We start from the raw sequence: 23,875 nt of genomic DNA, 5'->3' as shown, positions 1-23,875 counted from the left end.
CCTCACTTGTACATCGTCTGGTTCATGGTTCCGGGGGCGTACGCGTCGGGGTCGACCCAGACGTTGATCAGCGACGGCTTGCCGGACTCCCGGGCGCGTTGCAGCGCCGGCCCGATGTCCGCCGGGTCGCGCACCTCCTCGCCGTAACCGCCGAGCATCCGCGCGAACTGGTCGTACGGCACGTCCCCGAGGGTGTTGCCGACCCGCTCCCGCGCGTCCCCGTACTTGGCGCGCTGCCCGTAACGGATCTGGTTCATCGAGGAGTTGTTGCCGACGATCCCGACGAACGGCAGGTCGAAGCGGACGAGCGTCTCGAAGTCCCACCCCGTCAGCGAGAACGCGCCGTCCCCGAAGAGCGCCACGACCTCCTTGTCCGGCCGCGCTTTCTTCGCCGCCATGACGAACGGCACGCCGACGCCGAGCGTCCCCAGCGGCCCCGGGTCCATCCAGTGCCCCGGCGACTTCGGCTGCACGACCTGCCCGGAGAAGGTGACGATGTCGCCCCCGTCCCCGATGTAGATCGAGTCCTCCGTCAGAAAGTCGTTGATCTCGCTCACGAGCCGGTACGGATGGATCGGATCGGCGTCCGACCGCAACTGCGGAAGCCGCTTCTCCAACGCCGTACGCTCCGCCGTCCGCAGCTCCTCGATCCACTCCTTCCGCTTGCTCGCCCCGCCGTTCAGCCGCCCCGACGCGGCCTGCGTGACGGCCGACAGCACGAGCCCGGCGTCCCCCACGATCCCCAGATCGACGTCGCGGTTCTTCCCCACGGTCCGGTAGTCCAGATCAATCTGGACGACGGTGGCATCGGGCGACAGACGCTTCCCATACCCCATACGGAAGTCGAAAGGCGTGCCGACGATCACGATCAGATCCGCGTTGGCGAACGCATACCGCCGGGAGAGCTGGAAGTGGTGCGGATCGCCGGGCGGCAGCGTGCCGCGCCCCGCGCCGTTCATGTACGCCGGTACGTTCAGCGTCCGTACGAGCTCCACAGCGGCGGCGGTGCCGCGCGTCGTCCACACCTGGCTGCCCAGCAGGATCGCCGGCTTCTCCGCGTGCGCCAGCAGATCGGCCAGCCGCTCGACGGCTTCCGGATCACCCGCCGTACGCGTGGAGGCACGATACTGCCCGGCCTTCGGCACCCGGGCCTTCTCACGCGGCACCTTCGCGTCCAGCACATCGCGCGGGATCTCCAGGAAGGACGGCCCGGGCGCGCCGTGGAAGCACTCCCGGAACGCCATCGACACCATGTCGGCGGCGCGCGCCGTGTCCGGCACGGTGGCGGCGAACTTGGTGATCGGCGCCATCATGTCCACGTGCGGCAGGTCCTGCAGCGACCCCATCTTGTGCTGCGTATGGGCGCCCTGCCCGCCGATCAGGAGCATCGGCGACTCGGCGCGGAAGGCGTTCGCGACGCCGGTGACCGCGTCGGTCGTACCGGGTCCGGCGGTGACCACGGCACATCCGGGCTTGCCGGTGATCCGCGCGTAACCGTCAGCGGCGTGCGCCGCGACCTGCTCGTGCCGTACGTCGACGACGTCGATGCCCTCGTCCACGCAGCCGTCGTAGATGTCGATGATGTGGCCGCCGCAGAGCGTGTAGATGACGTCGACGCCCTCCGCCTTGAGCGCCTTGGCGACCAAGTGCCCGCCGGAGATGAGGTCCTGAGTGCCCTGGGGGTCCTGGTTGTCGTCGGGCATGTGAAACGCGTCCCTTCGTAGGGTCGGCGACCGGGCCGAACTGCTCCAAGACCGGTCCCGGGGAGGCAGGTTCGGTCATTGGCCGGTCGATTGCATACAGTCGACGAATACTGTATGAACCTTGTTATCCCGCATCGGCTGATCGATGTCCAGGGGGCGTGCAGAGATCGATCCTTCGATCGACACAAGGAGCGGGCATGGACCTGTTCGAACACCAAGCACGAGAACTCTTCGACTCCTACGGCGTGTTGGTGCCCCCGGCCGAGGTGGCCCGCAGCGCCCCCGAGGCCCGCGCTGCCGCCGCCCGCCTCGGCGGCCGAGTGGTCGTCAAGGCCCAGGTCAGGACGGGCGGCCGGGGCAAGGCGGGCGGCGTGAAGATGGCCGCGGACCCGGCCGCCGCCGAGCTGACGGCGCGCCAGATCCTCGGAATGAACATCAAGGGGCATGTGGCACGGGCGGTAATGCTGGCCCAACCGGTGGATGTGGCCTCGGAGTTCTACATCTCGTACGTCCTCGACCGGGCCGGCGGAACGTTCCTGGCCATCGCGTCCGCCGAGGGTGGCATGGAGATCGAGGACGTCGCCGCCGCACGCCCGGACGCGGTGGCCCGCATACCCATCGACCCGGGGGAGGGTGTGACGGAGGCGCTCGCCCGCCGGATCGCGGATGCGGTACACCTGCCGCCCGACGTCGTACCGACCCTGCGCGCCCTGTGGCAGGTCATGGTCGCCGAGGACGCCCTCCTCGTCGAGGTCAATCCGCTGGTGCGGACGGCCGACGGGCTGATCATGGCCCTGGACGGCAAGGTAACACTGGACGACAACGCGCGCTACCGGCAGGCACGTTGGGGCATGGGGGAGGGGCGCGGGGAGGAGTACGGGGAGGAGTACAGGGAAGGGCATCCCGAGGGCGTCGCGCTCGGGGCAGCCGCGCTCGGGGCAGCCGGGGAGTCTTCGACGGACGCGCTCGAACGCTCGGCTGCCGCCAAGGGCCTGAACTACGTCAAGCTCGACGGCGAGGTCGGCGTCATCGGCAACGGCGCCGGACTGGTGATGTCCACACTCGACGTGGTCGCCGGCTGCGGCGCGCGCCCGGCGAACTTCCTCGACATCGGCGGCGGCGCATCGGCCCAGGTCATGACGGATGGATTAACCGTCGTACTGGCCGACCCGGCCGTGCGCTCGGTCCTGGTGAACGTCTTCGGCGGCATCACCGCCTGCGACGCGGTCGCGCACGGCATCGTCGCGGCCCTGGAACGCGTACGCCTGACCAAACCCCTGGTCGTACGCCTCGACGGCAACAACGCCGAACGCGGCCGAGCGGTACTGGACGAGTACCCCCATCCGCTCCTGCACCGCGCGGACACGATGGACGCCGCGGCGGAACGGGCGGCGGAGCTGGCGGGGGGCGTTGGGGGCTGAGGCCCCGCCTGCGGAATGCGGCGTACTGACGCCCTCGTACCGTCGCCCCCGTACTAACGCCCCCGTACTGACGCCCCCAAGGAGGCGCGTACTCATGGCAATCTTCCTCACCAAGGACAGCAAGGTCATCGTCCAGGGCATGACCGGCGCGGAAGGCATGAAGCACACCCGCCGCATGTCCGCCGCCGGCACCGAGATCGTCGGCGGGGTGAACCCGCGCAAGGCGGGCCGCGTGGTCGAGCTGGACGACCGGGCCGTGCCCGTTTTCGGGACCGTGCGCGAAGCAGTCGACCGTACGGGCGCGGACGTGTCCGTGATCTTCGTGCCGCCGGCGTTCGCCAAGGCGGCCGTCACCGAGGCCGCCGACGCGGGCATCGGCCTGGCCGTACTCATCACCGAGGGCATCCCCGTACACGACGCGGTCGCCTTCCAGCACCATGCCCGCCGCCGCGGCACCCGTGTCATCGGCCCGAACTGCCCCGGCCTGATCACCCCCGGCCAGTCCAACGCGGGCATCATCCCCGCCGACATCGCCCCGCAGCCCGGCCCCATCGGCCTGGTGTCCAAGTCGGGCACCCTCACGTACCAGCTCATGCACGAACTCCGCGGCACCGGCTTCTCGACCTGCGTCGGCATCGGTGGCGATCCGGTCATCGGCACCAGCCACATCGACTGCCTCACCGCCTTCGAAGCCGATCCCGACACCGAGCTGATCGTCCTCATCGGCGAGATCGGCGGCGACGCGGAGGAACGCGCGGCCGACTTCATCGCCGCCCACGTCACCAAACCCGTCGTCGCCTACATCGCGGGCTTCACCGCCCCCGAGGGCCGCACGATGGGCCACGCGGGCGCGATCGTCTCCGGCTCCTCCGGTACGGCAGCGGGCAAGCGCCGCGCACTGGAAGCGGCGGGCGTACGCGTCGGCACCACACCCACCGAAACGGCACGCCTGGTACGCGAACAGTGGGAGGCCCTGCGATGACACCGACACCGACTCCAGGACCGCATCCGACACCGACTCCGGGACCGACTCCGGCAGGGAAACCGACGCGGGTACCGGCACACCGAACCCCCGCGTCCTCCACGTCCCCCACCCTCTTCTCCGCCCCCCTCTCCCTCAAACCGGGCACAGCCTGGCCCGACGTCTGGGCGCGATGCCTGGCCGCGGCCCCCGAGGGATTCCACGACGACCGCGTACTGAACCTCTGGTCGGCTACCTGGCACGCGGACGGCACCCCGCTCCCCGTGACCAGTCCCATCGACAACGCCACCCCCATCGCGGGACCGCCCCGCCTGACCACCGACATCGCGGCCCGGGCCGTACGCGCGGCTCTCGACCAGCACCGCGCCTGGCGCCACGTACCGCTGCCCGAACGCAAGGCCCGCATCGCCGCCACCCTCGACGCCCTCGCCGCTCACCGGGAGCTGCTCGCGCTCCTCCTCGTATGGGAGATCGGCAAGCCCTGGAAACTCGCCCAGGCGGACGTGGACCGGGCGATCGACGGCGTCCGCTGGTACGTCGACGAGGTCGACGGCATGATCATCGGCCGGTCACCCCTCCCCGGCCCGGTGAGCAACATCGCCAGCTGGAACTACCCGATGAGCGTGCTCGTTCACGCCATGCTGGTACAAGCACTCGCAGGCAATGCCGTGATCGGCAAGACCCCGACCGACGGCGGCGTGGCCTGCCTCACCCTGGCTTGTGCACTGGCCCGCCGTGAGGGTGTGCCCCTCTCCCTCGTCAGCGGGTCCGGCAGCGAGCTGTCGCCTGCCCTCGTCCGCTCGCCGGAGATCGGCTGCGTCTCCTTCGTGGGCGGCCGCGACGCCGGCGCGCGCATCGCCACGGCCGTCGCCGACCTCGGTAAACGCCACATCCTGGAACAGGAGGGCCTCAACACCTGGGGCCTGTGGAACTACACCGACTGGCCCGCCCTCACACCCCTCCTCTCCAAGACCTTCGAGTACGCCAAGCAGCGCTGCACCGCTTACCCCCGCTTCGTCGTCCAGCGCTCCGCCTTCGCCGACTTCCTGGCCGCGTACCTCCCGGCCGTACGGGACGTCCGCTTCGGCCACCCCCTGGCGGTCGCTGACCCCGCCGACCCGCTCCCCGCCCTCGACTACGGCCCACTGATCAACGCGGCCAAGGCCAAGGAGCTCGCCGACCTCACCACCGAGGCCATCGCCCGCGGCGCCGTACCCCTCCACCAGGGCTCTCTCGCCGAGGGCCGCTTCCTCCCGTCCCAGGACACCGCCGCCTACCTCCCCCCGACCACCCTCCTCGCGCCGCCCCCGTCCTCACCCCTCCACCACGCCGAGCCCTTCGGCCCCGTCGACACGATCGTCCTGGTCGACACCGAGGCGGAGCTCCTGGCCGCGATGAACGCCTCCAACGGCGCCCTCGTCGCCACCCTCTCCACCGACGACCCGGCGACGTACGCCCGGCTGGCTCCCCAGATCCGCGCCTTCAAGACCGGCCACAACCACCCCCGCTCCCGAGGCGACCGCGCGGAACTCTTCGGCGGCACCGGCACCTCCTGGCGCGGCGCCTTCGTAGGCGGCCCCCTCCTGATCCGCGCCGTAACCGAAGGCCCACCCGGAGAAACCCCCCTCCCAGGAAATTTCCCCCACTACCACCTCACACCCCCACAACCCCCCACCCCTCTCACCTAGCCCCCGTTCCACCGCCCCACCCCTCCATCACGATCCGTGCCCCCACCCACCACCCCTCGTGACCAGCCCAAACACCCTCCACCACCACCCGCCGACCGCACACCGCTCCCCACATAACCCCCACTTATGCCTCCCCGCATACACGCGTGAAACCCACTCCGAAACCTTGGTATTGTTGTCCATGTCGCCGCGGGCAAGCCCCGCGCCGACGACACCTAGTCCGGGTGGCGGAATGGCAGACGCGCTAGCTTGAGGTGCTAGTGCCCTTTATCGGGCGTGGGGGTTCAAGTCCCCCCTCGGACACACTCACCCATGGAGCCCTGGTCGTTTGACCAGGGCTTTCGTGTTTTCTTGCCTCCTTGCCTGCCTGGAGCATGCTCAGGCTCCATGGTCTGACCTGCGTTTTTGCGTGACTGTGGCGTGTGGGTGTGTGTCGGGTTCACTCGGAGGACCAGCGGAGGTTCTCCGAGTGCGGTGTGGAATCGGAGTAATTGGCCCTGAGGTGGCCCTTCGGTTTCGCCGGAAGGGCACCGACGGTCGGGTGCGGGTTAGCTGCTCGTCGAAGCGGTATGGCGTCCCGGCGACGTCGCGGTGCTCCTGCCTGTGGGGGTCATCAGGCTGTCACATGACCTGGCTGGTCGCTCAGAGCGAGCCGGTCTGCGCCTCGTCTCATGGCCCCCATCGAAGCCCACTCAAGGCTGCTGTGACAGTTCACGCTCGCGCAGTCCCCACTGGACCGCGTCCCTTCTGCCTGCCCCGAATTCATGAGCTCACGGACATACGGTAGGGCGACTGCAGGCATGATCAGCACCTACCCGGAATCGGACGCGCAGCGGTTGTCAGGTGGACAGTTGGTGCCGGAGAGGAGGCAAGTGCCTCCGGCACCAGACTTCTCGGCCGGCAGACAGAACCTCGAGCTTCCTCGGCGAGCCTGAGTCGATAGCGAAGGCGAGTAGTGCTTCGACGGCAGCCTGTTCGTCGTCAGCCGCGAAGCGCCGATAGCCGCCCATCGCCGTTGGTCCGCCAAAACCGACCGCCGTGAATGATCACTCTTGACGCGCGCAGAACAATGCCTATTTGATGTGCGTTACTTGTGAGGTTCTTGTGAATACGGGGTGGGGGGCGTGGGGTTAGGGTGGGGGCGCCATCAGGGCGTTATGAGCAAGAGAAGACGCATGGGTGCGTCTCGGACAGGTGTGCTCGCAGCAGGCGCGATGGTTGGTGCGTTGCTCGTGGTGCCTGTTCCCGTCTCTGCGGCGGCTGAGGAGCCCGCTGCACTTTCGGAGGGGCAGAAGGCGCTTGCCCAGGCGAAGGAGACCGGGCAGCAGGTCGAGGTTTCGGGGGAGCGCATGGAGCGCACGACGGTCTATGCCAACCCTGACGGCTACACCTTTTCGCTTGAAGAGTCGGCGGTACCGGTCCGGGTGGCTGCGGACGCCGGAGGCTGGGCAAAGCCGGATCCGACCCTTGAGCAGCGAGCCGACGGGTCCGTCGGGCCCAAGGCAGCGGCGACGCGGATGTCGTTTTCCGGCGGTGGCGACACGGCGCTAGTGAAGATCGAGGACCTGGGTCGGTCGCTGGAGCTCGGATGGCCGGAGAAGCTGCCGAAGCCGCAGCTTGCGGGAGACAGCGCTCTCTACCCGGAGGTACTGCCGGATGTCGACCTCAAAGTGACGGCGTCGGTCGAGGGCTTCCGGCACGTACTGGTGGTCAAGTCTCCGGAGGCCGCGGCCAGGCCGGAACTCAAGCAGATCGATTACACGCTGCGCACGCATGAGCTGAAGGTCCGCGAAGGGACGGGCGGAAACCTGACGGCTACCGACGGGGACGGCAACACGGTCTTCAGGGCGCCACCCGCGCAGATGTGGGACTCGGCGGGCGCGGCCACTGAGACGGGGCAGATGGCGGTGAAGGGCGGCTTATTCAGCGCAGCTGGCTCGGGTAATGCCGCTCCGACTGCGGAGGGGGCAGCGCAAGGTGTGGAGCCGGCGCCCGGCGACCACGTCACGACGATGGACATCGAGGTGTCCAAGGACGCTCTGGCGGTCAAGCCTGATGCGGAGATGCTCACGAAGACCGATGCGGCCGCATTCCCGCTGTACATCGATCCGACAGTGACGTGGAGCGAGTCGGAACGAACACTGCTGCGCTCGGACGGCTACGAGAGCTACGGGTGGGGCAACGGCGACGACGGTCTCGGCAAGGGCGCGGGGAAGTGCGGCACTTGGCACAACTACTCCTGCGGGCCGGGATACGTGCAGCGCCTCTACTTCGAGTTCTCGCCGGCCAGTCTCAAGGGCAAGAAGGTGCTGGATGCCACGTTCCGGATCACGGAGCCATGGGCTTTCCAGTGCGATCCGCGCTGGGTGGACCTGGTGCGTACAAACAACATCTCCTCCTCCACGACATGGTCCTCGCGCCCCAAAGAGCTGGACTGGATGGGAGACCGCAGTGTGTCGGCGGGGCGTGGGTCACTGTGCGATCCGGACTCCCCGGACGCGCCTATCGAGTTCAATGACAACCCTGACGAATCCAATGAGAATCTGACTCCGACAGTGCGGAACTTCGCGGCGGGCAAGTTCTCTCGGCTCACCCTGGAGATCCGGGCGCACGACGAGTCGGACACGGGCGCGTGGAAGCGGTTCAAGAACGACGCCGTGCTCTCGGCGAAGTTCGTCGGGTTGCCGGCCAAGCCGACGGGCATCGGGCTCGTCACGGGGTCGGGAACGGTCTGCGAGAAGGAGGAGTCCGATCCGGCCGTCGTCTCGGACCCGACGCCCTCCCTGACTGCCACGGCGCAGACCGCGTCGGGGGGCGAGAAGGACGCTCAGCTGCGGGTGTATTTCGACGTCGACCGTAAGAACAGCGACTCGAGCTGGTCGGATGCCGACGCGGGCAATGGGGATTTGCGGCCCTCGACTGGCTATGTGGGGGACGGCACCAAGCTCTCGATGCCGTGGTCGACACTCCGGGAGCACACGCTGTACCGGTACCGGGCCTGGGTGCGCTCCTACTACGACGGGAGCAGCTATCTGTCCGGGCCCTCGAACGCTTCGACGACGGGGTGGTGCTACTTCAAGGTCGACCCGACCGCACCGAAGGCGCCCAAGATCACGGTCGGCTCTCCGTACACCCCGTGCACTCCGCAGGACTGTGTTCCGCATGGCGGTCCGGGGCAGAAGGCGACCCTGACGTTCGCCCCGGCCAGTGGTGACACGAACAACGTCAGCTACGCCTACAAGCTGAGCACGTCGGCCTCCTGGTCCAAGGCGGTACCCGCAGCCAAGCCGACGGTGACGGTCACACCGGGCAGGTCGGGAACGTACCGGGTGTTTGTCCGGGCCACCGATGGCATCGGCAGAGCAGGTGCGCTGAGTGTGCTGGACTTTCTCGTCGACCCGGGCGAGGGCGCCGTCGGCAGGTGGCACTTCGACGAGGCGAGTGGCGCTGCGGTCGACTCGGCGACGGCGGGCGGGTCGACGCGTCATGCCGCCACGCTCTCGGGCGGCGCGACGCGTGACGACCGCGGACGTCGGGGCCTGATCACGCACGACGCGTCGGGCGTGCCGCTGGAGAAACCCGTCACGGACAGGGGCATGTCATTGAACGGGGCCGGAGCGTACGCGGCCACCAGCGGGCAGGTGCTCGAAACCCAGTCTTCCTACACGGTCTCTGCATGGGCGCGGGTCAACCCTGGAGCGACCGGAATCATGACCCTGCTCAGTGTGGACGGCGGTGAGAACAGCCCCTTCTACCTCTCGTACGGCGCCGACGGGGTGAAGGATTGGAGCGTACGCATGCTGTCCAAGGACCCCACGACCGGTAACAAGTGGGCCAAGGCACGTGGCAAGCAGACGAGCCCCACGGGTGTGTGGACGCATGTGGCCGCCACCTACGACGCCGACAACAACAAGGTGCGGTTGTACCTCAACGGGGTCCTGCAGTCCGAGGCCGATACGGGAACGCCCTGGCCGGCCAGTGGGCCCTTGCAGATCGGCAGGGCGAAGTGGGGCGGCGAGGCCGTCGACTCGTTCGACGGATCGGTGGACGAGGTCGCCGTCTGGCAACGGGCCCTCGGGGAAGCGGAGATCGCCGATGAGGCTCGCCTGCTGACCTCCGAGGGGTATGCGGGCGCGGAACTGATTGCGGACTGGAATCCGTCGGGCGCCGCCGGCACCACCCTCGTGGACACGACCTCCGGCTACGGCAGGGACCTGAAGCTGACGGGCGGAGCCTCCCTCGACGGCGAGGCTATCGCCCTCGACGGCACCGACGACGCCGCAGCGGCGGAGGGCCCCCTGGTCGATGACACGGGATCGTTCACGGTGACGACCGCTGTGGAACTGGGTGGTGACGTGCTCGCCGGCAAGAGCGCGGGCTATACCGGGCAGGTGCTCGGTCAGCGGACGGCGGACGGATCGGCCTGGGGTTTCTGGTACGAGCTGACCGGCAAGGACACGGTGCTCGACGAAGAGACAGGTGCGGAGCGAACCGTGCCCGTGGGCAAGTGGCACTTCGGACGGTTGACCGCCGGTGGCACGTTCAGCTCCGTCGTCTCCGACGAGGTAGCAGAGGTGGACAGTGCCGCCCGGCTGACCGGCGTCTTCGACGCCCAGGCCGGCACGATCAGCCTCTACCTCGGGCACAACCGCAACGGCGACGAGCAGGCGTTCACGGCCTTGGCGGGTACGGGGGAATTCTCCGTCGGCCGCGGGTTCACGAGCGGTGCCTGGAAGCACTATCTGTCTGGCCGCATCACGGACGTGCGGATGTGGGCGGGTGCGATGGCCGGCTCGGAGCAGATCGACACGAGCGTGGGCGACTGACGTCTGCCACGGTACGGGCGATGGCAGGCCATCGCCCGTACCGACCCTGCGCGGAAACGCGCGCTGACTTGGTGACTTCTCTTTCCGGACGGTGGGGCGGAAAATCATGGTATTTGGCAACAACACCTCAAGATGCCGTGAGGCGGGGAGGCGCCGCTACGGTCGCGCCGTCACAGGCGCAGTCTCGTTGTCCCTGCTGATCTCTTTAGGGGGCCTCCCGGCCACTGAAGCCAACGCGGGCGGCATGGGCCGCCCAGACCTGCCCGCCCAGCGGGTGAGCGAGGTCAAGAAGGTCGGCGGCCCTGGTGCCGGGAAGGCACGCAAAAAGGCGGCCGAAGACAGAACGGCCAACGTTGGGCAGGCGAAGCGAGCCGCGGCGGAGCGAGCGGCTGCCTGGCCGAAGGCCGGCGAGGCGATCGTCGCACTCGACACGAAGGCCAAGGACGGTGGCACCGCCTCGCCGGGCGGGATGCCGGTGACCATGAAGGCCAAGAACGCGGCGGCTGCCCCGGCGGGGGCCGAAGCAAAGGTCACGGTGCTGGACCAGAAGGCCGCGAACAAGGCAGGTATCACCGGCGTACTCCTGACCACTGCCGCCAACCTGTCGGGCGGCGCCGAGGTGAGCATCGACTACAGCGACTTCGCGAGCGCGATCGGCGGCGGCTGGGCCGGACGGCTGCGGCTGGTCAAGCTCCCCGCATGCGCGCTGACGACGCCGGAGAAGGACGCCTGCCGCCGGCAGGCGCCGCTGAAGTCCGAGAACGACCTGGTACACCAGTCCGTCTCGTCCCGGTTGACGTTCGCGGAAAAGAAGACAACGACCCGAGCGCGTAGTGCAGCCGCGGGCGGCACAGTACTGGCCCTGACCGCCGCACCAGCAGGCGGGGGCGAGGCGGCGTCTGGGGCGGGTGACTACACCGCGACCGACCTTTCGGCGGCGTCCTCGTGGCAAGCCGGCAACAGCGCGGGATCCTTCACCTGGAAGCAGGACTTCCCACTGCCTCCCGCAGCCGGCGACCCAACGCCGACACTGTCGTTGTCGTACGACTCCGGCAGCACCGATGGCCGCACATCCAACACGAACAACCAAGGCACGCCCGTAGGGGAGGGCTTCGGGCTGACTGATTCCTACATCGAGCGCTCCTACGAGAGTTGCGATGACGCCGGTCACGACGAGGTTTTCGACCGGTGCTGGAAGTACGACAACGCGCGCCTGGTGCTCAACGGAAAGTCTTCCCAGCTGGTGAAGACGGAGCAGGCCGGTGTCTGGCGGCTGAAGAACGACGACGCGTCGCGGGTGACCAGGTCGACGGGCGCGGACAACGGCGACGACAACGGCGAGTACTGGACCGTCGTCACCGGCAACGGGACGAAGTACGTCTTCGGTCTCAACAAGCTCGACGGCGCCACCGACCAGCGCACCAACTCCACCTGGACGGTGCCGGTGTTCGGTGACGACTCCGGCGATCCCGGCTACACCAAGGGTGATGTGTTCGCAGACCGGGCAGTCACCCAGGCATGGCGCTGGAATCTGGATCTGGTGGTGAGCGCCCAGGGCAATGCCGCCACGTACTGGTACGCCAAGGAAACGAACCACTACAAGAAGAACAAGGCGGAGACGGCCAACGCCTCCTACACCCGCGGTGGCTACCTCAAGGAGATCGACTACGGGCTTCGCAAGAATGCCCTGTTCACCGATGACGCCGACGCGAAAGTCACCTTCGACCACGCGGAGCGCTGCACAGCTTCGGATTGCTCCGAGCTGACGAAGGAAACGGCGCACAACTGGCCGGACGTTCCTTACGACGCGGTGTGTTCGGATGGTGACAAGGAATGTGACGCGGCCGGGCCCTCTTTCTTCACGCGCAAGCGCCTGACCGGGATCGACACCTTCTCCTGGTCGGCCGCCGACAAGAAGTACCAGCCGGTCGACTCCTGGCAGTTCAAGCAGAAGTTCCTCGACGGCGGTGACATCGGTGACAGCACCGACCAGACGCTGACGCTGGAATCGGTCACCCGCACGGCCAAGGCGGGCACACCGATCACCGAGCACCCCATCTCGTTCACGTATCAGATGCGCCCGAACCGGGTGGACGCCACTGATGACATCCTGCCGCTCACCCGGCCGCGCATCTCCACGGTCACCTCGGAGACCGGCGCGCTGACCACGGTGACGCTGTCCCAGCCGGAGTGCCGGCGCAGTGAGGTCATCGACGCCGCCGAAGACACCAACACCCGCCCCTGCTATCCCCAGTACTGGAACATCAACGGTGCCGAGAAGGCGTCGGTGGACTGGTTCCACAAGTACCGCGTCCTCGCCGTGGTCACCTCTGACCCCGCCGGTCACAACGAGGCGGTCGAGAACGCCTATGAGTACGCCGGTGCGGCCTGGCACCACGATGACGACCCCTTCGTGCCGAAGGACGAGCGCACCTGGTCGGGCTGGCGCGGCTATCGGAAGGTGACGGTGCACACCGGTGCGCTCAACACCACCCGATCCAAGACGGTCTCGCTCTACATGCAGGGCATGGACGGCGACAAGACCAAGGGTGATGCCGCCCGCGACGTCAGCGTGTCCCCGCTGGACGGTCCGGACCTCGGCATACCGTCCGTCGCCGACAGCGATCAGTACGCCGGACAGCTGCGCGAGCGGGTCGTGTACGACGGGACCACAGCGGTCACCGCGACGAGGAACGACCTGTGGTCCAAGGAGACCGCACGGCAGTCGGTACCGGATGCCACCGATGACGCAGCACGGTACGTCCGCAGCGCCAGAACAACGACGTACGCCTACCTGACTGCGGCCAAGTCCTGGCGGTCCCGCACCGTCGCTCAGACCTACGACGACTACGGCATGGCAGTTGCCGTCGACGACTCGGGGGAGGAGGGCAAGGGCGGGGACGAGACGTGCACCCGGACCTGGTACGCACGCAACGACGACGCCGGCATCAGCACCCCTGTCGGTCGCGTGCGTACTGTCGGCAAATCCTGTTCCGTCGCCGACAGCGACCTGTCACTGCCGTCTTCCTCCGCTTCGCGTGGGGACGTGCTCTCCGACACGGCCACGGTGTACGACGACCCGAAGGCCACCGAGTGGACGGCCGGGCAGAAGCCGACAAGGGGAGAAGCGACCTGGACGGGGCGGGCGACAGGCTACGCGGCCACGGCCGGAGCTACGGGTGATCGTCTGCCGACCGGTTGGCAGACGGTGAGCACAACGGAGTACGACACGCTCGGCCGCCCGGTCAGCGAAGCGGACGCCGCGGGGAAGGCTACGACGACTGCGTACACCCCAGCCGACTCGGGGCCGCTGACACAGGTGGCCAGGAGCAATGCGAAGCAGCACAAGACGACCACCGTCATCGACCCGCGGCGCGGCCTGGAGCTGCGCACCTATGACCCGAACGCGAAGAAGACCGAGCTCGCCTACGACGCACTCGGACGTCTGACCAGCGTGTGGCTGCCGAACCGGAGCAAGGCCGCGGGCCAGCCCGCGAGCAGCACCTTCGCCTACCAGCTCAACACCACGACTCCTTCGTGGGTGTCGACCTCGACCCTGAAGTCCGACGGCAAGACCTACAACACGCGTTACGAGCTCTACGACGCGCTGCTGCGCCCGTTGCAGACCCAGTCGCCCACCCCTCAGGGCGGCCGAATCCTGACCGATACCCGCTACGACTCGCGAGGTCTGGTGTACGAGACGTACGCCGACATCTTCGACAACACCAGCTCGCCCACCGGCACGTACACCCGGGCCGAATACGGGGAGTCGCCGACGCAGACCGCGATCGTGACCGACGGGGCGGGCCGCGAGACGAGCCGCAGGGTGTTCTTCTTCGGCAAGGAACGCTGGTCCACCACCACGAAGTACACCGGTGACTCCACCGCCACGACAGCGCTCAAGGGAGGCTCTGCACAACGCACCATCACCGATGCGCGTGGGCGTGCGGTTGAGACCCGTGAGTACGCCGGGACCAGCCCGGCGGACAAGCAGTTCGGCGACACGGACGGCACCGCCTACTCCTCCGTGAAGACGCGCTACGGGCTGGACGGCCAGGAAACCGGGATCACCGGGCCGGACGACGCGAAGTGGGGTTACGGCTACGACCTGTTCGGCCGTCGCATCTCCGTCGACGACCCGGACAAGGGTAAGGCGAGCACCGCATACAACACGCTCGACCAGGTGATCAGAACCACCGACGCACGCGGAAAGTCGATCCTCACGGAGTACGACGAGATCGGCCGGATCACCGGCACTTGGGCGGGGGAGAAGACCGACGACAAGCGGCTCACCGCGCACACCTATGACACCGTCGCCAAGGGTAAGCCGAGTACCTCGACGCGCTATGTCGGCGGTGCCGGCGGCAAGGCGTACACCAGGGCGGTAACCTCGTACGACAGCATCGACCGGGCCGTCGAGACCGAGCTCCGTCTTCCCGAGGACGACCCCCTGGTCAAGGCCGGCGCATCCGCCACCCTCAAGTTCTCCAGCTATTACAACATCAACGGCACGCTGAAGAACACGACGGAACCTGCCCTGGGCGGCCTGCCGTCGGAGACGGTCGAGCGGGACTACACCGGCCTCGGCCAGGTGAAGTCCATCAGCGGAACCACCGGCTACCTGCTGGACACCGACTACTCAGCGCTGGGTCAGCCACAACAACTGGTTCTGGGCGCCGCCAACACCGAGGACCACCGGAAGACCTACATCACCCAGACCTACGAGGAAGGCACAGGACGGCTGACGGACAGCCGCGTCACCGACCAGACCCACCCCTACACGCTGCAGGACCTGCACTACACGCTGGACGAGTCGGGCAACGTCACCTCGGTCGCCGACTCGGCCACGCTCGGCGGCACCGGCAAGGCCGAGACCCAGTGTTTTGCCTACGACGGGCACCGGCGCCTGACCGACGCCTGGACGCCGGCTTCACAGAAGTGCTCCGACGCACCGAACGCCGACAACCTCACCGGGCCGGCCCCGTACTGGGACAGCTACACCTACAACGACGCCGGGCAGCGCACCACTGAGACGAAGCACACCGCCAGCGGTGACGCAAAGACGACGTACTGCTACATCGGTTCCCAGAAACACACACTGACTGGGACGAGCGTCAAGGGAGACTGCGACGCACCCGACAAGAGCTACGGCTATGACGAAGCCGGCAACACCACCAAGCGTCCGGGCAAGGACGGCGCTCAGGAGCTCGGCTGGTCCGACGAGGGAAAGCTCGCGAAGGTCACCGAGGGTTCCGCATCGACCGGCTACGTATACGACGCTGACGGCAACCTGCTCATCCGCAGCGACACGGATGGCGAGCGGGTCCTGTACGCCGGCTCGACGGAGTTGCACCTGAAGAAGGACGGCAAGACATGGGCGCAGCGGTACTACGGCACGGAGGAACTGACCGTGGCGCTGCGGACCAACCAGTCCGGTAGCAACAAGCTCTACTACTTGGCCGGTGACCATCACGGCACGTCCAGCCTGGCTGTCGCGTCCGATTCCAAAGCGGTCGTGAAGCGCTACACAACGGTCTTCGGAGCCGTGCGAACCAAGGGGTCCATCGGGGACTGGGTCGATGACCGAGGTTTCCTGGGCAAGACGCACGACACGGGAACGGGCCTGACGCACATAGGGGCACGGGAGTACGATGCTGAACTGGGTCGGTTCCTCAGCGTTGACCCCCTCCTCGAAACGGCGAAACATCAGTCTCTTAACGGTTATGGGTACGCCGAGAACAATCCCGTTTCTCTCTCTGACCCCACTGGTCAGGGGTCGATCTCCTGCACTGGATCGGCCTGCGGGCTCGACGTGATCATCTCGGACATCGTTGTGGCGCCGCCATTTTCTTCCAGCGGCGCAAGCGGTGGTGGCAGTGGCGGTGGTGGCTTCCCATGGCTGGGCAGCGCACCCACCACGAGCAACGGCTGGACGGGAACGCCCTCTTTGCCGTTGCCCAAGCCGCCGCCGCTGCTCAAGGGGCCTGATCCGCTGACGGTCATGTACAGCGACCCCAAGACTCGGGACCTTGTGAAGATGCTCCTCGACATGCAGGCCGTGAACAGGACGCCGTCCGGCAAGCTGGCCAATGGCGACTTCGGAGGTGACGGGAAGGTCAAGGAAGGTGGGCCCTGGTCGCTGGCGTTCCGCTGGCTGTGGGGGGCGCCGGCGGGAAAGACCACGACCGCCAATCAGTCGTTCGACGGGGACGATGAACTCACCCAGTCGCTGATCAAGAGCACGAGCATGGCTGACGCGCGCACTAAGGTCGTCACTCAGTTTGTCGACTTGGGGACCAAAGAGGACCGTGCGGATTACAGCGTGACCAAGAACCAGGACGGAAGAGACCTGAACGTGGCGCAGATGGCCAACGTGTACGCCTCCGACTTCGGCGGACTGGCGACCGGAAAGGAAGATCGTGAGGCGCAGGGCGTCCTTGGTTCGTATGCGCTGAAGTACACGATCAAGAAGAGCAAGGGCAACACACTTGTGGTCGATTATCATGCCTGGACCGACATTAATAACGAGTCCTTCGCGCCGGGCCATGCCGCATGGCAAGAAGTTTTCAACGGCGCCCCCAAATATACGGGTGGGTTCACCGCTGGCTTCCGGGTCGACGTCCGTTGGCAGGAGACGATCTACAAGTGAAGATTGCTATAGCACTCCTGGGTGGCTGCCTGGCGAGTATGGCGGTACCGGTGCTGGTCGTCCTCGGACTCTTTGCGCTGGCCAGCTGCCAGACCAGTGACGCAACGCTCGACTCCGCGCAGATTGTCGGTACTTGGAAGGGTGACGGCGGGGCTCGGGTCGAGTTCCACAAGGAGGGGACCTTCGAGGTGACGAGCGTCCCCCGCAGCGCAGTCGACGACGGTTCCATGGATCTTCCGTCCGGGAAGGGAAAGCTCTCCGGGAGGGGGACGTGGGACATGAGGGACGGTGATCACCGGACCGGGTCCATCACTCTGCACTTCGACGCCGCGGGCTCATTCGCCGACACGGAAGTGGCACTGCTCGAAGTCCAGCAGGCCGGCGATAGTCCGCAGATGTACTTCGATGTGAATCCGGACCGCAATTACGGCTACGAGATCCGGCGAGTGCGGGGCAGGTAAGGGGCAAGCGCTCCGCCGGCGCGCTCACGAGGAATAGTCCGTGTCCGGCTCTCCGCAGTGAGGGACCGGACGCGGACGATCCGCGAGAGGTCCGCTGACGCCCGGCCCCGCTGGGCGCGGCTGCCCCGCTCACGCAATGCCACCGGTACTTCTACCACGGGCCCCGTCCACCAGCTCGGGTACGCCGGCACCACCTCGTCTGTACTCGGCGGAACGCCCAGATGTCGCGCACCGTGCAGCCCGATTGCGGCGACGGCGGTGTCGTGTGCGTCATCGGGCGTCGCCTCGTCGAACCACCGAGCGACGCGCAGCAGATCCTGGGCGACGCGACATTTCGCCGGAGGCAGAGGGCAGCATCCATTTGGCGTTGGCGAGCAGCGACTGCAGAGCACGCAGCGTGGCGTCGCGCAGCTGATCGACCTGGCTTCCTTGTCCGCTGCACCCGGGTCTCGGACAGGCTGCCTGCCGGTGCCCCCATAGGACCGCCGGTGTGGCTATCGATTGCTTCTAGCACACCAGGCAGCCATGGCCACTACCTCTCCAGGGCCGATCTAATCCGAGGCGCGCGGAAAGCCAATCGCCTGAACGTAGTCGAGCAGTAGCTCTTTGAACTCCTGGTACTCGGCGCCGTCCAGGTCGTACCGCGCCAGAACCTGTCCAAGGTACGCGTAGAAGTCCCGCACAGAATCCGCGAACTCGGTGAACTGCACGAATAGCGTGCTGATGCGCTCCAGCGCGTCCTGTGGCGCGACACCGCCGGGCTTCTCGGCCAGCTCCCGCAGTCCACGCTCGACCAGCGCCAGTAGCTCACTGCTCACCTCTCGTACCGCATCCGCCCCGGCCAGAACCTCATCCGCGTCCCACTGGATCCGCTCGCCCAATTTGGACAACTGATAGCGGGACCTGGACCGCTGGTACTCGGTGATGCTCGAACGCCTTCACCGTGTGGCTGCTGCGCGACAGATTGCCCCAACGCACCAGCTGCTCCGGCCGGGACGTGAGCGTCTCTGCATCGAGCGAGGACGGCAGTCCGCTGGAGTCGTCCAGTTTCGCCAACGCATCCAGCACCGCCAGGCCCGCCAGCAGGGTGCGGCAGAACGCCCGCATGATCGCGACATACTCCAGTCGCTCAGGCGCGCTGAAATATGCGTACGCGCTCAGCCGCTGCCACGCCCTTTCATCGTTGCTTCCCGCTGGCAGGGACTCACCTGGTTCGTCCGTAACAGCGAGGCTACGCAGCCCCACTGACAACGGTCGCTTGATTGGCTGGCTGATGGCGCATCGGGCATAGACCGAGGGCCTTCTTGGAGAGTCTCGGACACGGAAATGTATGAAATGGCTGAATCGAGACGGTCGGCCATTCGTGGAGATGCCTCTGCGGAAGCCTGCAGAAAAGCGCCGCACCGTACGTGGACAAGAACCATGTGCGGAGCGCCGCGGCGGGAAGGCTCTGCACCGATGCCGGTGCTTCCTGCAAAGACCAGATTCTGAGGGGCCGTCTTCTCCCGGTGCTCCATCCGCAGCCACAGTGTGATGCCGTGGGGGCCAGTATTGGCTCATAGAGGCTGAGTCACTCGGCGTCGAACCGTAGCCGTAGCCGCTACCCGCAGCGGATCAGGGGATCAGTCCTCCGGTCGCCAGTCGATCGCTGATCCCGCTCACCAAACCTTGCCCCGTGTGGGCTACCTGGGCCATTAGTGTCTCGAAGGTCAGGAGGCGGCGGAAGGTTTCGGCATATGACGCCTGTTCCTCCAGAGGAAGTTGCAGTACCTGAAGGCGCCGGATGTCGACCCGGGAAGAACTGGAGGCATGGCTGCCTGCCTGGCGTCCGTTGGCGGGCGCGCGCAGACAGCCGGCGAGGAAGTGGGCGTGCAGTTTCTCCGGGTCCACGCGCAGGGCATAGAGCTGGGGTCCCAGGGCCATCGGCGGGCCTTCGTGCACCCATGCCTGGAAAGCCCGGATCACTCCCGCGACCACGACGTCGCCTTCCTCTGCAATGGTGGGTGCCGCATCGGGGGCAACCACCCGAGTGGGAGTGCCGTCCATCAGTAGGTCGGAAACGGTGAGGAGCGGCACTGCGTGATCATCGCGAGTCGTTTCCGCGGCATCCGGCGGTTGCTGTCCGGATCGCAAGGTCAGGACTCCGGCCTTGATGAGGTCACCCACACTCGCCGTGGTGTGGGGCTCATCGTCCTCGAAGGCGAGCTTCGACAGATGCTTCAGGTGCCCTTTCAGAGTATTCAGAGTTGAGGACAGTTCGGCGCACGACGCGGCGATTTCGACGCTGGAGGGCTCTGTGTTGGGAGCGGTGTAGCGTCCCGGCGTGACATCCACCTCGTCGTCCAGCAGGTCGAGCAACGGGACCCGCGCGGCGCCCTCCGGCAGTTCCTCGTCCGGGCTGTCGAGGACATGCATAGCGGACAGGACGAAGGAGTCGAGAGCGTGCCAGTCGGGGCCCGGCTCCCGTGTGCCGGGCCTCGCGAACCGGGTGGCGTCCACGAACACTGCATCCTGCGTGGGAGGCGAGGTGACGCTGCTCACGGCGGCCCGCAGAACCCACAACTGCAGCGACACGCTGTGCGGCTGTGCGCTGCCCGGTGGTAGGGCGACGATCGCCCGCAGCGCGCCGGTGCGCAGGAGCGAGGCCCGGATGCGCCGGCCGGCCTTTCGTGAGGCGACGGCGGGTGGAAGGACGACGACGGCGGTGCCACCAGGACTGAGGTGGGCGAGCAGGTGCTGCACCCATGCCAGTTCCGGTTCCGTCCTCGGTGGCAGTCCGTGCGTCCAGCGTTGGTCGGTGGCGAGTTCCTCGTAACCCCAGTCGCGTTCGTTGAAGGGCGGGTTGCAGAGCGCAATGTCAGTGCGCACCCCGGGAAAAGGGTCCTCGCGCAATGCGTCAGCTGTGGTGATCGCCGTACGGACGCCACGCCCCTCCGTGAGGAACTCGAGTCGGGCAGCGGCGAGAGCGGTAAGAGCCGGATCTCGTTCGCAGCCGAGCAGTGCCAGGTCCGACTTGTCGTGCTCCTGGGCAGCTGCCGCCATCAGATGTCCTGTGCCGCAGGCGGGGTCGAAGACCGTCAGTGCGCCCTCGTTTTCGCCGAGCCGGACGGCGAGAGCAATCCGGGTCATCAATGTGGCCAACTGCGGTGGCGTGGTGCTGAGCTGTCGCACGTGCGTCTCCAGCCAGCGCTGGAGAAGGAACTCGAAGGTTTCCCGAGGCCCTTCGCTGCGCCCGAGACGTGCCGCTTCGCGCACCAGCTCCTCGGCTTCGGATGAGAGGTCGAAGACCGAACTCCGGGACCTGGGGGACCGCATGCGGCGGGCGGCCTCGGCGATGGCCAGGCCCGACTCGTCCCGGCTGCCCAGTGCCTCGAATCGTGGCCACAGGAATTCGCGGCCACCCACATCCTTGAGTTTTCCGTTGTCCCTGAGCCACTGTTCGACCTCGGCCAACGAAAACTGTGGGCTGACGTCAGTGCCACCGATGCGGGTGGGGAACGAGTCGTGACGGCGGCGCCAATTGCTGACCGCCGCACGGCCCACGCCTGCGATCCGGGCGATTTCTGCCAAGCTGACGGGCGCAGCGTTGGGGGTACTCATCGAAGTCTCCGAGATGCTTGGCCGGCTGGACTGGTCGGCAACCCAGCCACCGTATCGGCGGGAAGGCTACTACGCTCATTGACTCTGTTCACAGAGAAAGTATCGCCAGGCTGTGAGGGAAGTGTGAAGGACGGGAAAAGTCTCGGCACAAAGGCTGGAACGGTGCTGGGCGGCCGATACCGACTGAGGTCGGTACTCGGCAAGGGTGTAATGGGGCAGGTGTGGCAGGGATGCGACCAGAATCTGGAGCGGCCCGTCGCGGTGAAGACAATTGCCGCAGAGCTGCTGGCTGTCCCGCGGAGCCGTGACGAGGCGCTCGCCCGGTTCGAGCGAGAGGCGCAGGCCGCGGCGCGTCTGGATCATCCCAACATCACCACAGTCTTCGATGCGTCCATCACGGATGACACTTGTTGCCTGATCATGGAGCTGATCGAGGGCACCACGCTGGAGTTTCTCTTCGACCAGCAGGATGACGGACGGTTCGACGTGACCTCGGCGGCCGCCGTCGCCGCACAACTGTGCGGAGGGTTGTCCGCAGCGCACGCCGCGGACCTTGTGCACCGCGACCTCAAGACGCAGAACGTCATGGTCCGGCGGGACGGCGTCGTGAAGATCCTGGACTTCGGGCTGGTGAAACTGTTGAGTGACGCCGACCCGCGCCTGACGATGACCGGGGAAAGTATCGGCAACATCCTCTGTGCGTCACCCGAACTGCTCTCCGGCCGAGAACCGCTCGACGGTCGTAGCGATCTCTACGCCGTCGGCTGTCTGCTCCACCACATGCTCACCGGTAGCGTGCCCTTCGCCACCGATCAGCCGGCGCTCCTGGTCTCCCACCACCTGAGCTCACGTCCACCCCGGATCTCCGATGCGGGCGTGCGCGTTCCCGCAGCGCTTCAGGAACTGGTGACGGCGCTGCTCGCCAAGCGCCCGGACGACCGGCCCTCCTCCGCAGCCGAGGTCTACGTCGCCCTCGCGCCCTACCTCCCGGAGCCGGCCCCTCATCTGGCCACTCGGCGGAGCCTGCCCGAAGATCCCCGCAGGCCCTTCGTCGTGCCGCAAGGGCCGAGACTCCTGTGAACAGTGAGAGGATGATCGCGTCGGCCGGACGCGCTGCGCCGCTTCCGGCCGCACGGCGGTGAACGGGCGCCGAGGCGCCGGAACTGGGGACGGGCGCAATGCGGCGAAGCCTTGGACGATACGAGTTCACGCATGAGCTGGGCCGGGGCGGCATGGGCGTCGTCTGGGCGGCGTTCGACCGCCGGCTCGGGCGGGAGGTGGCCGTCAAGCTGCTGGCATCCAGGGGACACGGTGCCGAGCCGACCACGCTGGAACGCCGGTTCTTGAGGGAGGCACGGCTCACCAGCCGCCTGAAGCATCCGGGTATCCCCGTCGTCCATGATCACGGCAGTCACGAGGGTGAGCTGTACCTCGTCATGGACCTCGTACCGGGCCGTGCCCTCGATGCCGTATTAGCCGGTGACGGCCCGCTCCCGATCGAGCGCGCCGCAGAGGTCGCACGGAGCGTCGCCGACGTGCTCGCCTACGCGCACAGCCAGAGCATCGTGCACCGGGACCTCAAGCCGTCCAACGTAATGGTCACTCCGGACGGCGGCATCAAGGTCCTCGACTTCGGTGTCGCGGCGGCTCTCGAACCGCGACCCGGCGAGACGCGTTTCACCGCTGCCAACGCCACTCCCGGCACGGTCGTGTACATGGCGCCCGAACAGGCTGTCGGCAGAACTGTGCCTGCCAGTGACCTCTACTCGCTCGGTTGTGTCCTCTACGAGTTGCTCACCGGAGCCCCGCCGTTCACCGACGGCAGCCCATTCATGCTGTACCACCAGCACGCGCACGAGCCCGTGCCTCCGCTCGCCGACCGTCGTTCCGATGTCCCGAGCGGCCTGCGGGACCTTGTGGCGGGAATGCTGGAGAAGGCCCCCGAGGACAGGCCCGCCACAGCGGCTGAGGTCGCCGCCTTGCTCGCAGCCTGGTGCCCCACGCAAGTACCGGCTGCCTCGGCGGCGTCGACGCACCCGCGACTGGCGGAGATCGCCGGCCTGAGGCAGTCCGGCCGCCCCGCCCAAGCCATGCAGGAGTACGAGAACCTCCTTGCCGATCCCGGCCTCGGTCGTGTCGATTCCCTCGCCGCACGCGTGGGCATGGCCCTGTGTACGGGCGCGCTCGGTCACACCCGCGAGGCGCTGGAAGGGCTGAAGTCGGTGCTGGCCGAACAGCGGAGCGTGCTCGAGCCGGGCGATCCCGCACTGCTGGACACCCGGTACGAGATCGCCGTCCTGCTGGTCCGTACGGGACAGCGTCACTCGGCTGCGGAGCTGTTGAGGCGCCTGGCAGACGACGAGGAAAGTGACCTGCCGGCGAGTGACGCGCGACAGGGACGCAGTCGCTCTCTGCTGGATCGGCTGCGCCGCATTACCTGACTCAGCGACAACTAAACAGCTGAAAGCTCTGTTCACAGCCCGCATATGAGTGTTACTCTGCGACGACGTCGTACTGGCGGGGAGACAGTGGAACTGTCTACAGC

At 67.2% G+C, this 23,875-nt stretch carries 13 protein-coding genes and 1 tRNA gene; 9 read left to right on the top strand and 5 right to left on the bottom strand.

The window, feature by feature from the left end; translation table 11 throughout:
* Nucleotides 1-2: 2 nt before the first annotated feature.
* The gene (locus ACZ4MH_RS18980; protein ID WP_351587936.1) at nucleotides 3-1,703 is read right to left on the bottom strand and encodes a thiamine pyrophosphate-binding protein; all 1,701 of its coding nucleotides are present in this window, start codon (nucleotides 1,701-1,703) and stop codon (nucleotides 3-5) included.
* 197 nt (nucleotides 1,704-1,900) lie between these two features.
* Between ACZ4MH_RS18980 and ACZ4MH_RS18975 the strand changes: the two genes are divergently transcribed.
* From ACZ4MH_RS18975 to ACZ4MH_RS18945, 7 genes are all read left to right on the top strand, one after another.
* Nucleotides 1,901-3,124, top strand: a complete 1,224-nt coding sequence (locus tag ACZ4MH_RS18975; protein ID WP_351587933.1) for an ATP-grasp domain-containing protein — start codon at nucleotides 1,901-1,903, stop codon at nucleotides 3,122-3,124.
* Nucleotides 3,125-3,218: 94 nt separating this feature from the next.
* Nucleotides 3,219-4,106 (top strand): succinate--CoA ligase subunit alpha, encoded by an 888-nt coding sequence (gene sucD / locus ACZ4MH_RS18970; protein ID WP_351587930.1) that lies wholly within the window; start codon nucleotides 3,219-3,221, stop codon nucleotides 4,104-4,106.
* Nucleotides 4,103-5,794: an aldehyde dehydrogenase family protein gene (locus ACZ4MH_RS18965; RefSeq protein ID WP_351587927.1), complete on the top strand. Its 1,692-nt coding sequence runs from the start codon at nucleotides 4,103-4,105 to the stop codon at nucleotides 5,792-5,794. The genes sucD and ACZ4MH_RS18965 overlap by 4 nt, the downstream gene beginning before the upstream one ends.
* 218 nt (nucleotides 5,795-6,012) lie before the next feature.
* Nucleotides 6,013-6,097, top strand: a tRNA-Leu gene (locus ACZ4MH_RS18960).
* A gap of 911 nt (nucleotides 6,098-7,008) precedes the next feature.
* Nucleotides 7,009-10,620 (top strand): LamG-like jellyroll fold domain-containing protein, encoded by a 3,612-nt coding sequence (locus tag ACZ4MH_RS18955; RefSeq protein ID WP_467754606.1) that lies wholly within the window; start codon nucleotides 7,009-7,011, stop codon nucleotides 10,618-10,620.
* A 106-nt stretch (nucleotides 10,621-10,726) separates the two neighbouring features.
* The gene (locus ACZ4MH_RS18950; RefSeq protein WP_351587920.1) at nucleotides 10,727-17,269 is read left to right on the top strand and encodes an RHS repeat-associated core domain-containing protein; all 6,543 of its coding nucleotides are present in this window, start codon (nucleotides 10,727-10,729) and stop codon (nucleotides 17,267-17,269) included.
* On the top strand, nucleotides 17,266-17,730 hold the full coding sequence (locus ACZ4MH_RS18945) for a hypothetical protein (protein ID WP_351587917.1): 465 nt from the start codon (nucleotides 17,266-17,268) through the stop codon (nucleotides 17,728-17,730). The genes ACZ4MH_RS18950 and ACZ4MH_RS18945 overlap by 4 nt, the downstream gene beginning before the upstream one ends.
* On the opposite strand, the gene ACZ4MH_RS18940 is transcribed toward ACZ4MH_RS18945, so the two are convergent.
* The 4 genes from ACZ4MH_RS18940 to ACZ4MH_RS18925 all read right to left on the bottom strand — a co-directional run bounded on the left by ACZ4MH_RS18940 (nucleotide 17,700) and on the right by ACZ4MH_RS18925 (nucleotide 21,330).
* Entirely contained in the window at nucleotides 17,700-18,122 is a 423-nt protein-coding gene (locus tag ACZ4MH_RS18940; RefSeq protein ID WP_351587914.1) for a DUF2397 family protein, read from the bottom strand. The genes ACZ4MH_RS18945 and ACZ4MH_RS18940 overlap by 31 nt on opposite strands.
* Nucleotides 18,123-18,281: 159 nt before the next feature.
* Nucleotides 18,282-18,611, bottom strand: a complete 330-nt coding sequence (locus ACZ4MH_RS18935) for a DUF2397 family protein (protein WP_351587911.1) — start codon at nucleotides 18,609-18,611, stop codon at nucleotides 18,282-18,284.
* Nucleotides 18,580-18,837, bottom strand: a complete 258-nt coding sequence (locus ACZ4MH_RS18930; protein WP_351587965.1) for a hypothetical protein — start codon at nucleotides 18,835-18,837, stop codon at nucleotides 18,580-18,582. The genes ACZ4MH_RS18935 and ACZ4MH_RS18930 overlap by 32 nt, the downstream gene beginning before the upstream one ends.
* A gap of 507 nt (nucleotides 18,838-19,344) precedes the next feature.
* Nucleotides 19,345-21,330 carry an N-6 DNA methylase gene (locus tag ACZ4MH_RS18925; RefSeq protein WP_351587908.1) on the bottom strand — a complete coding sequence of 662 codons (1,986 nt, stop codon included), beginning with the start codon at nucleotides 21,328-21,330 and terminating at the stop codon, nucleotides 19,345-19,347.
* Between the two features lie 123 nt (nucleotides 21,331-21,453).
* Here ACZ4MH_RS18925 and ACZ4MH_RS18920 point away from each other — a divergent pair, with 123 nt between their 5' ends.
* Nucleotides 21,454-22,410 carry a serine/threonine-protein kinase gene (locus ACZ4MH_RS18920; protein WP_351587905.1) on the top strand — a complete coding sequence of 319 codons (957 nt, stop codon included), beginning with the start codon at nucleotides 21,454-21,456 and terminating at the stop codon, nucleotides 22,408-22,410.
* Nucleotides 22,411-22,508: 98 nt separating this feature from the next.
* Complete coding sequence (locus ACZ4MH_RS18915) at nucleotides 22,509-23,771, top strand: serine/threonine-protein kinase (RefSeq protein WP_351587902.1); 1,263 nt, start codon at nucleotides 22,509-22,511, stop codon at nucleotides 23,769-23,771.
* Nucleotides 23,772-23,875: the final 104 nt, after the last annotated feature.

This window comes from Streptomyces sp. NPDC026301 (assembly GCF_055567935.1).
Note: the sequence above shows the minus strand (reverse complement) of the source record. Positions and strands in the feature narration are given on the sequence as shown.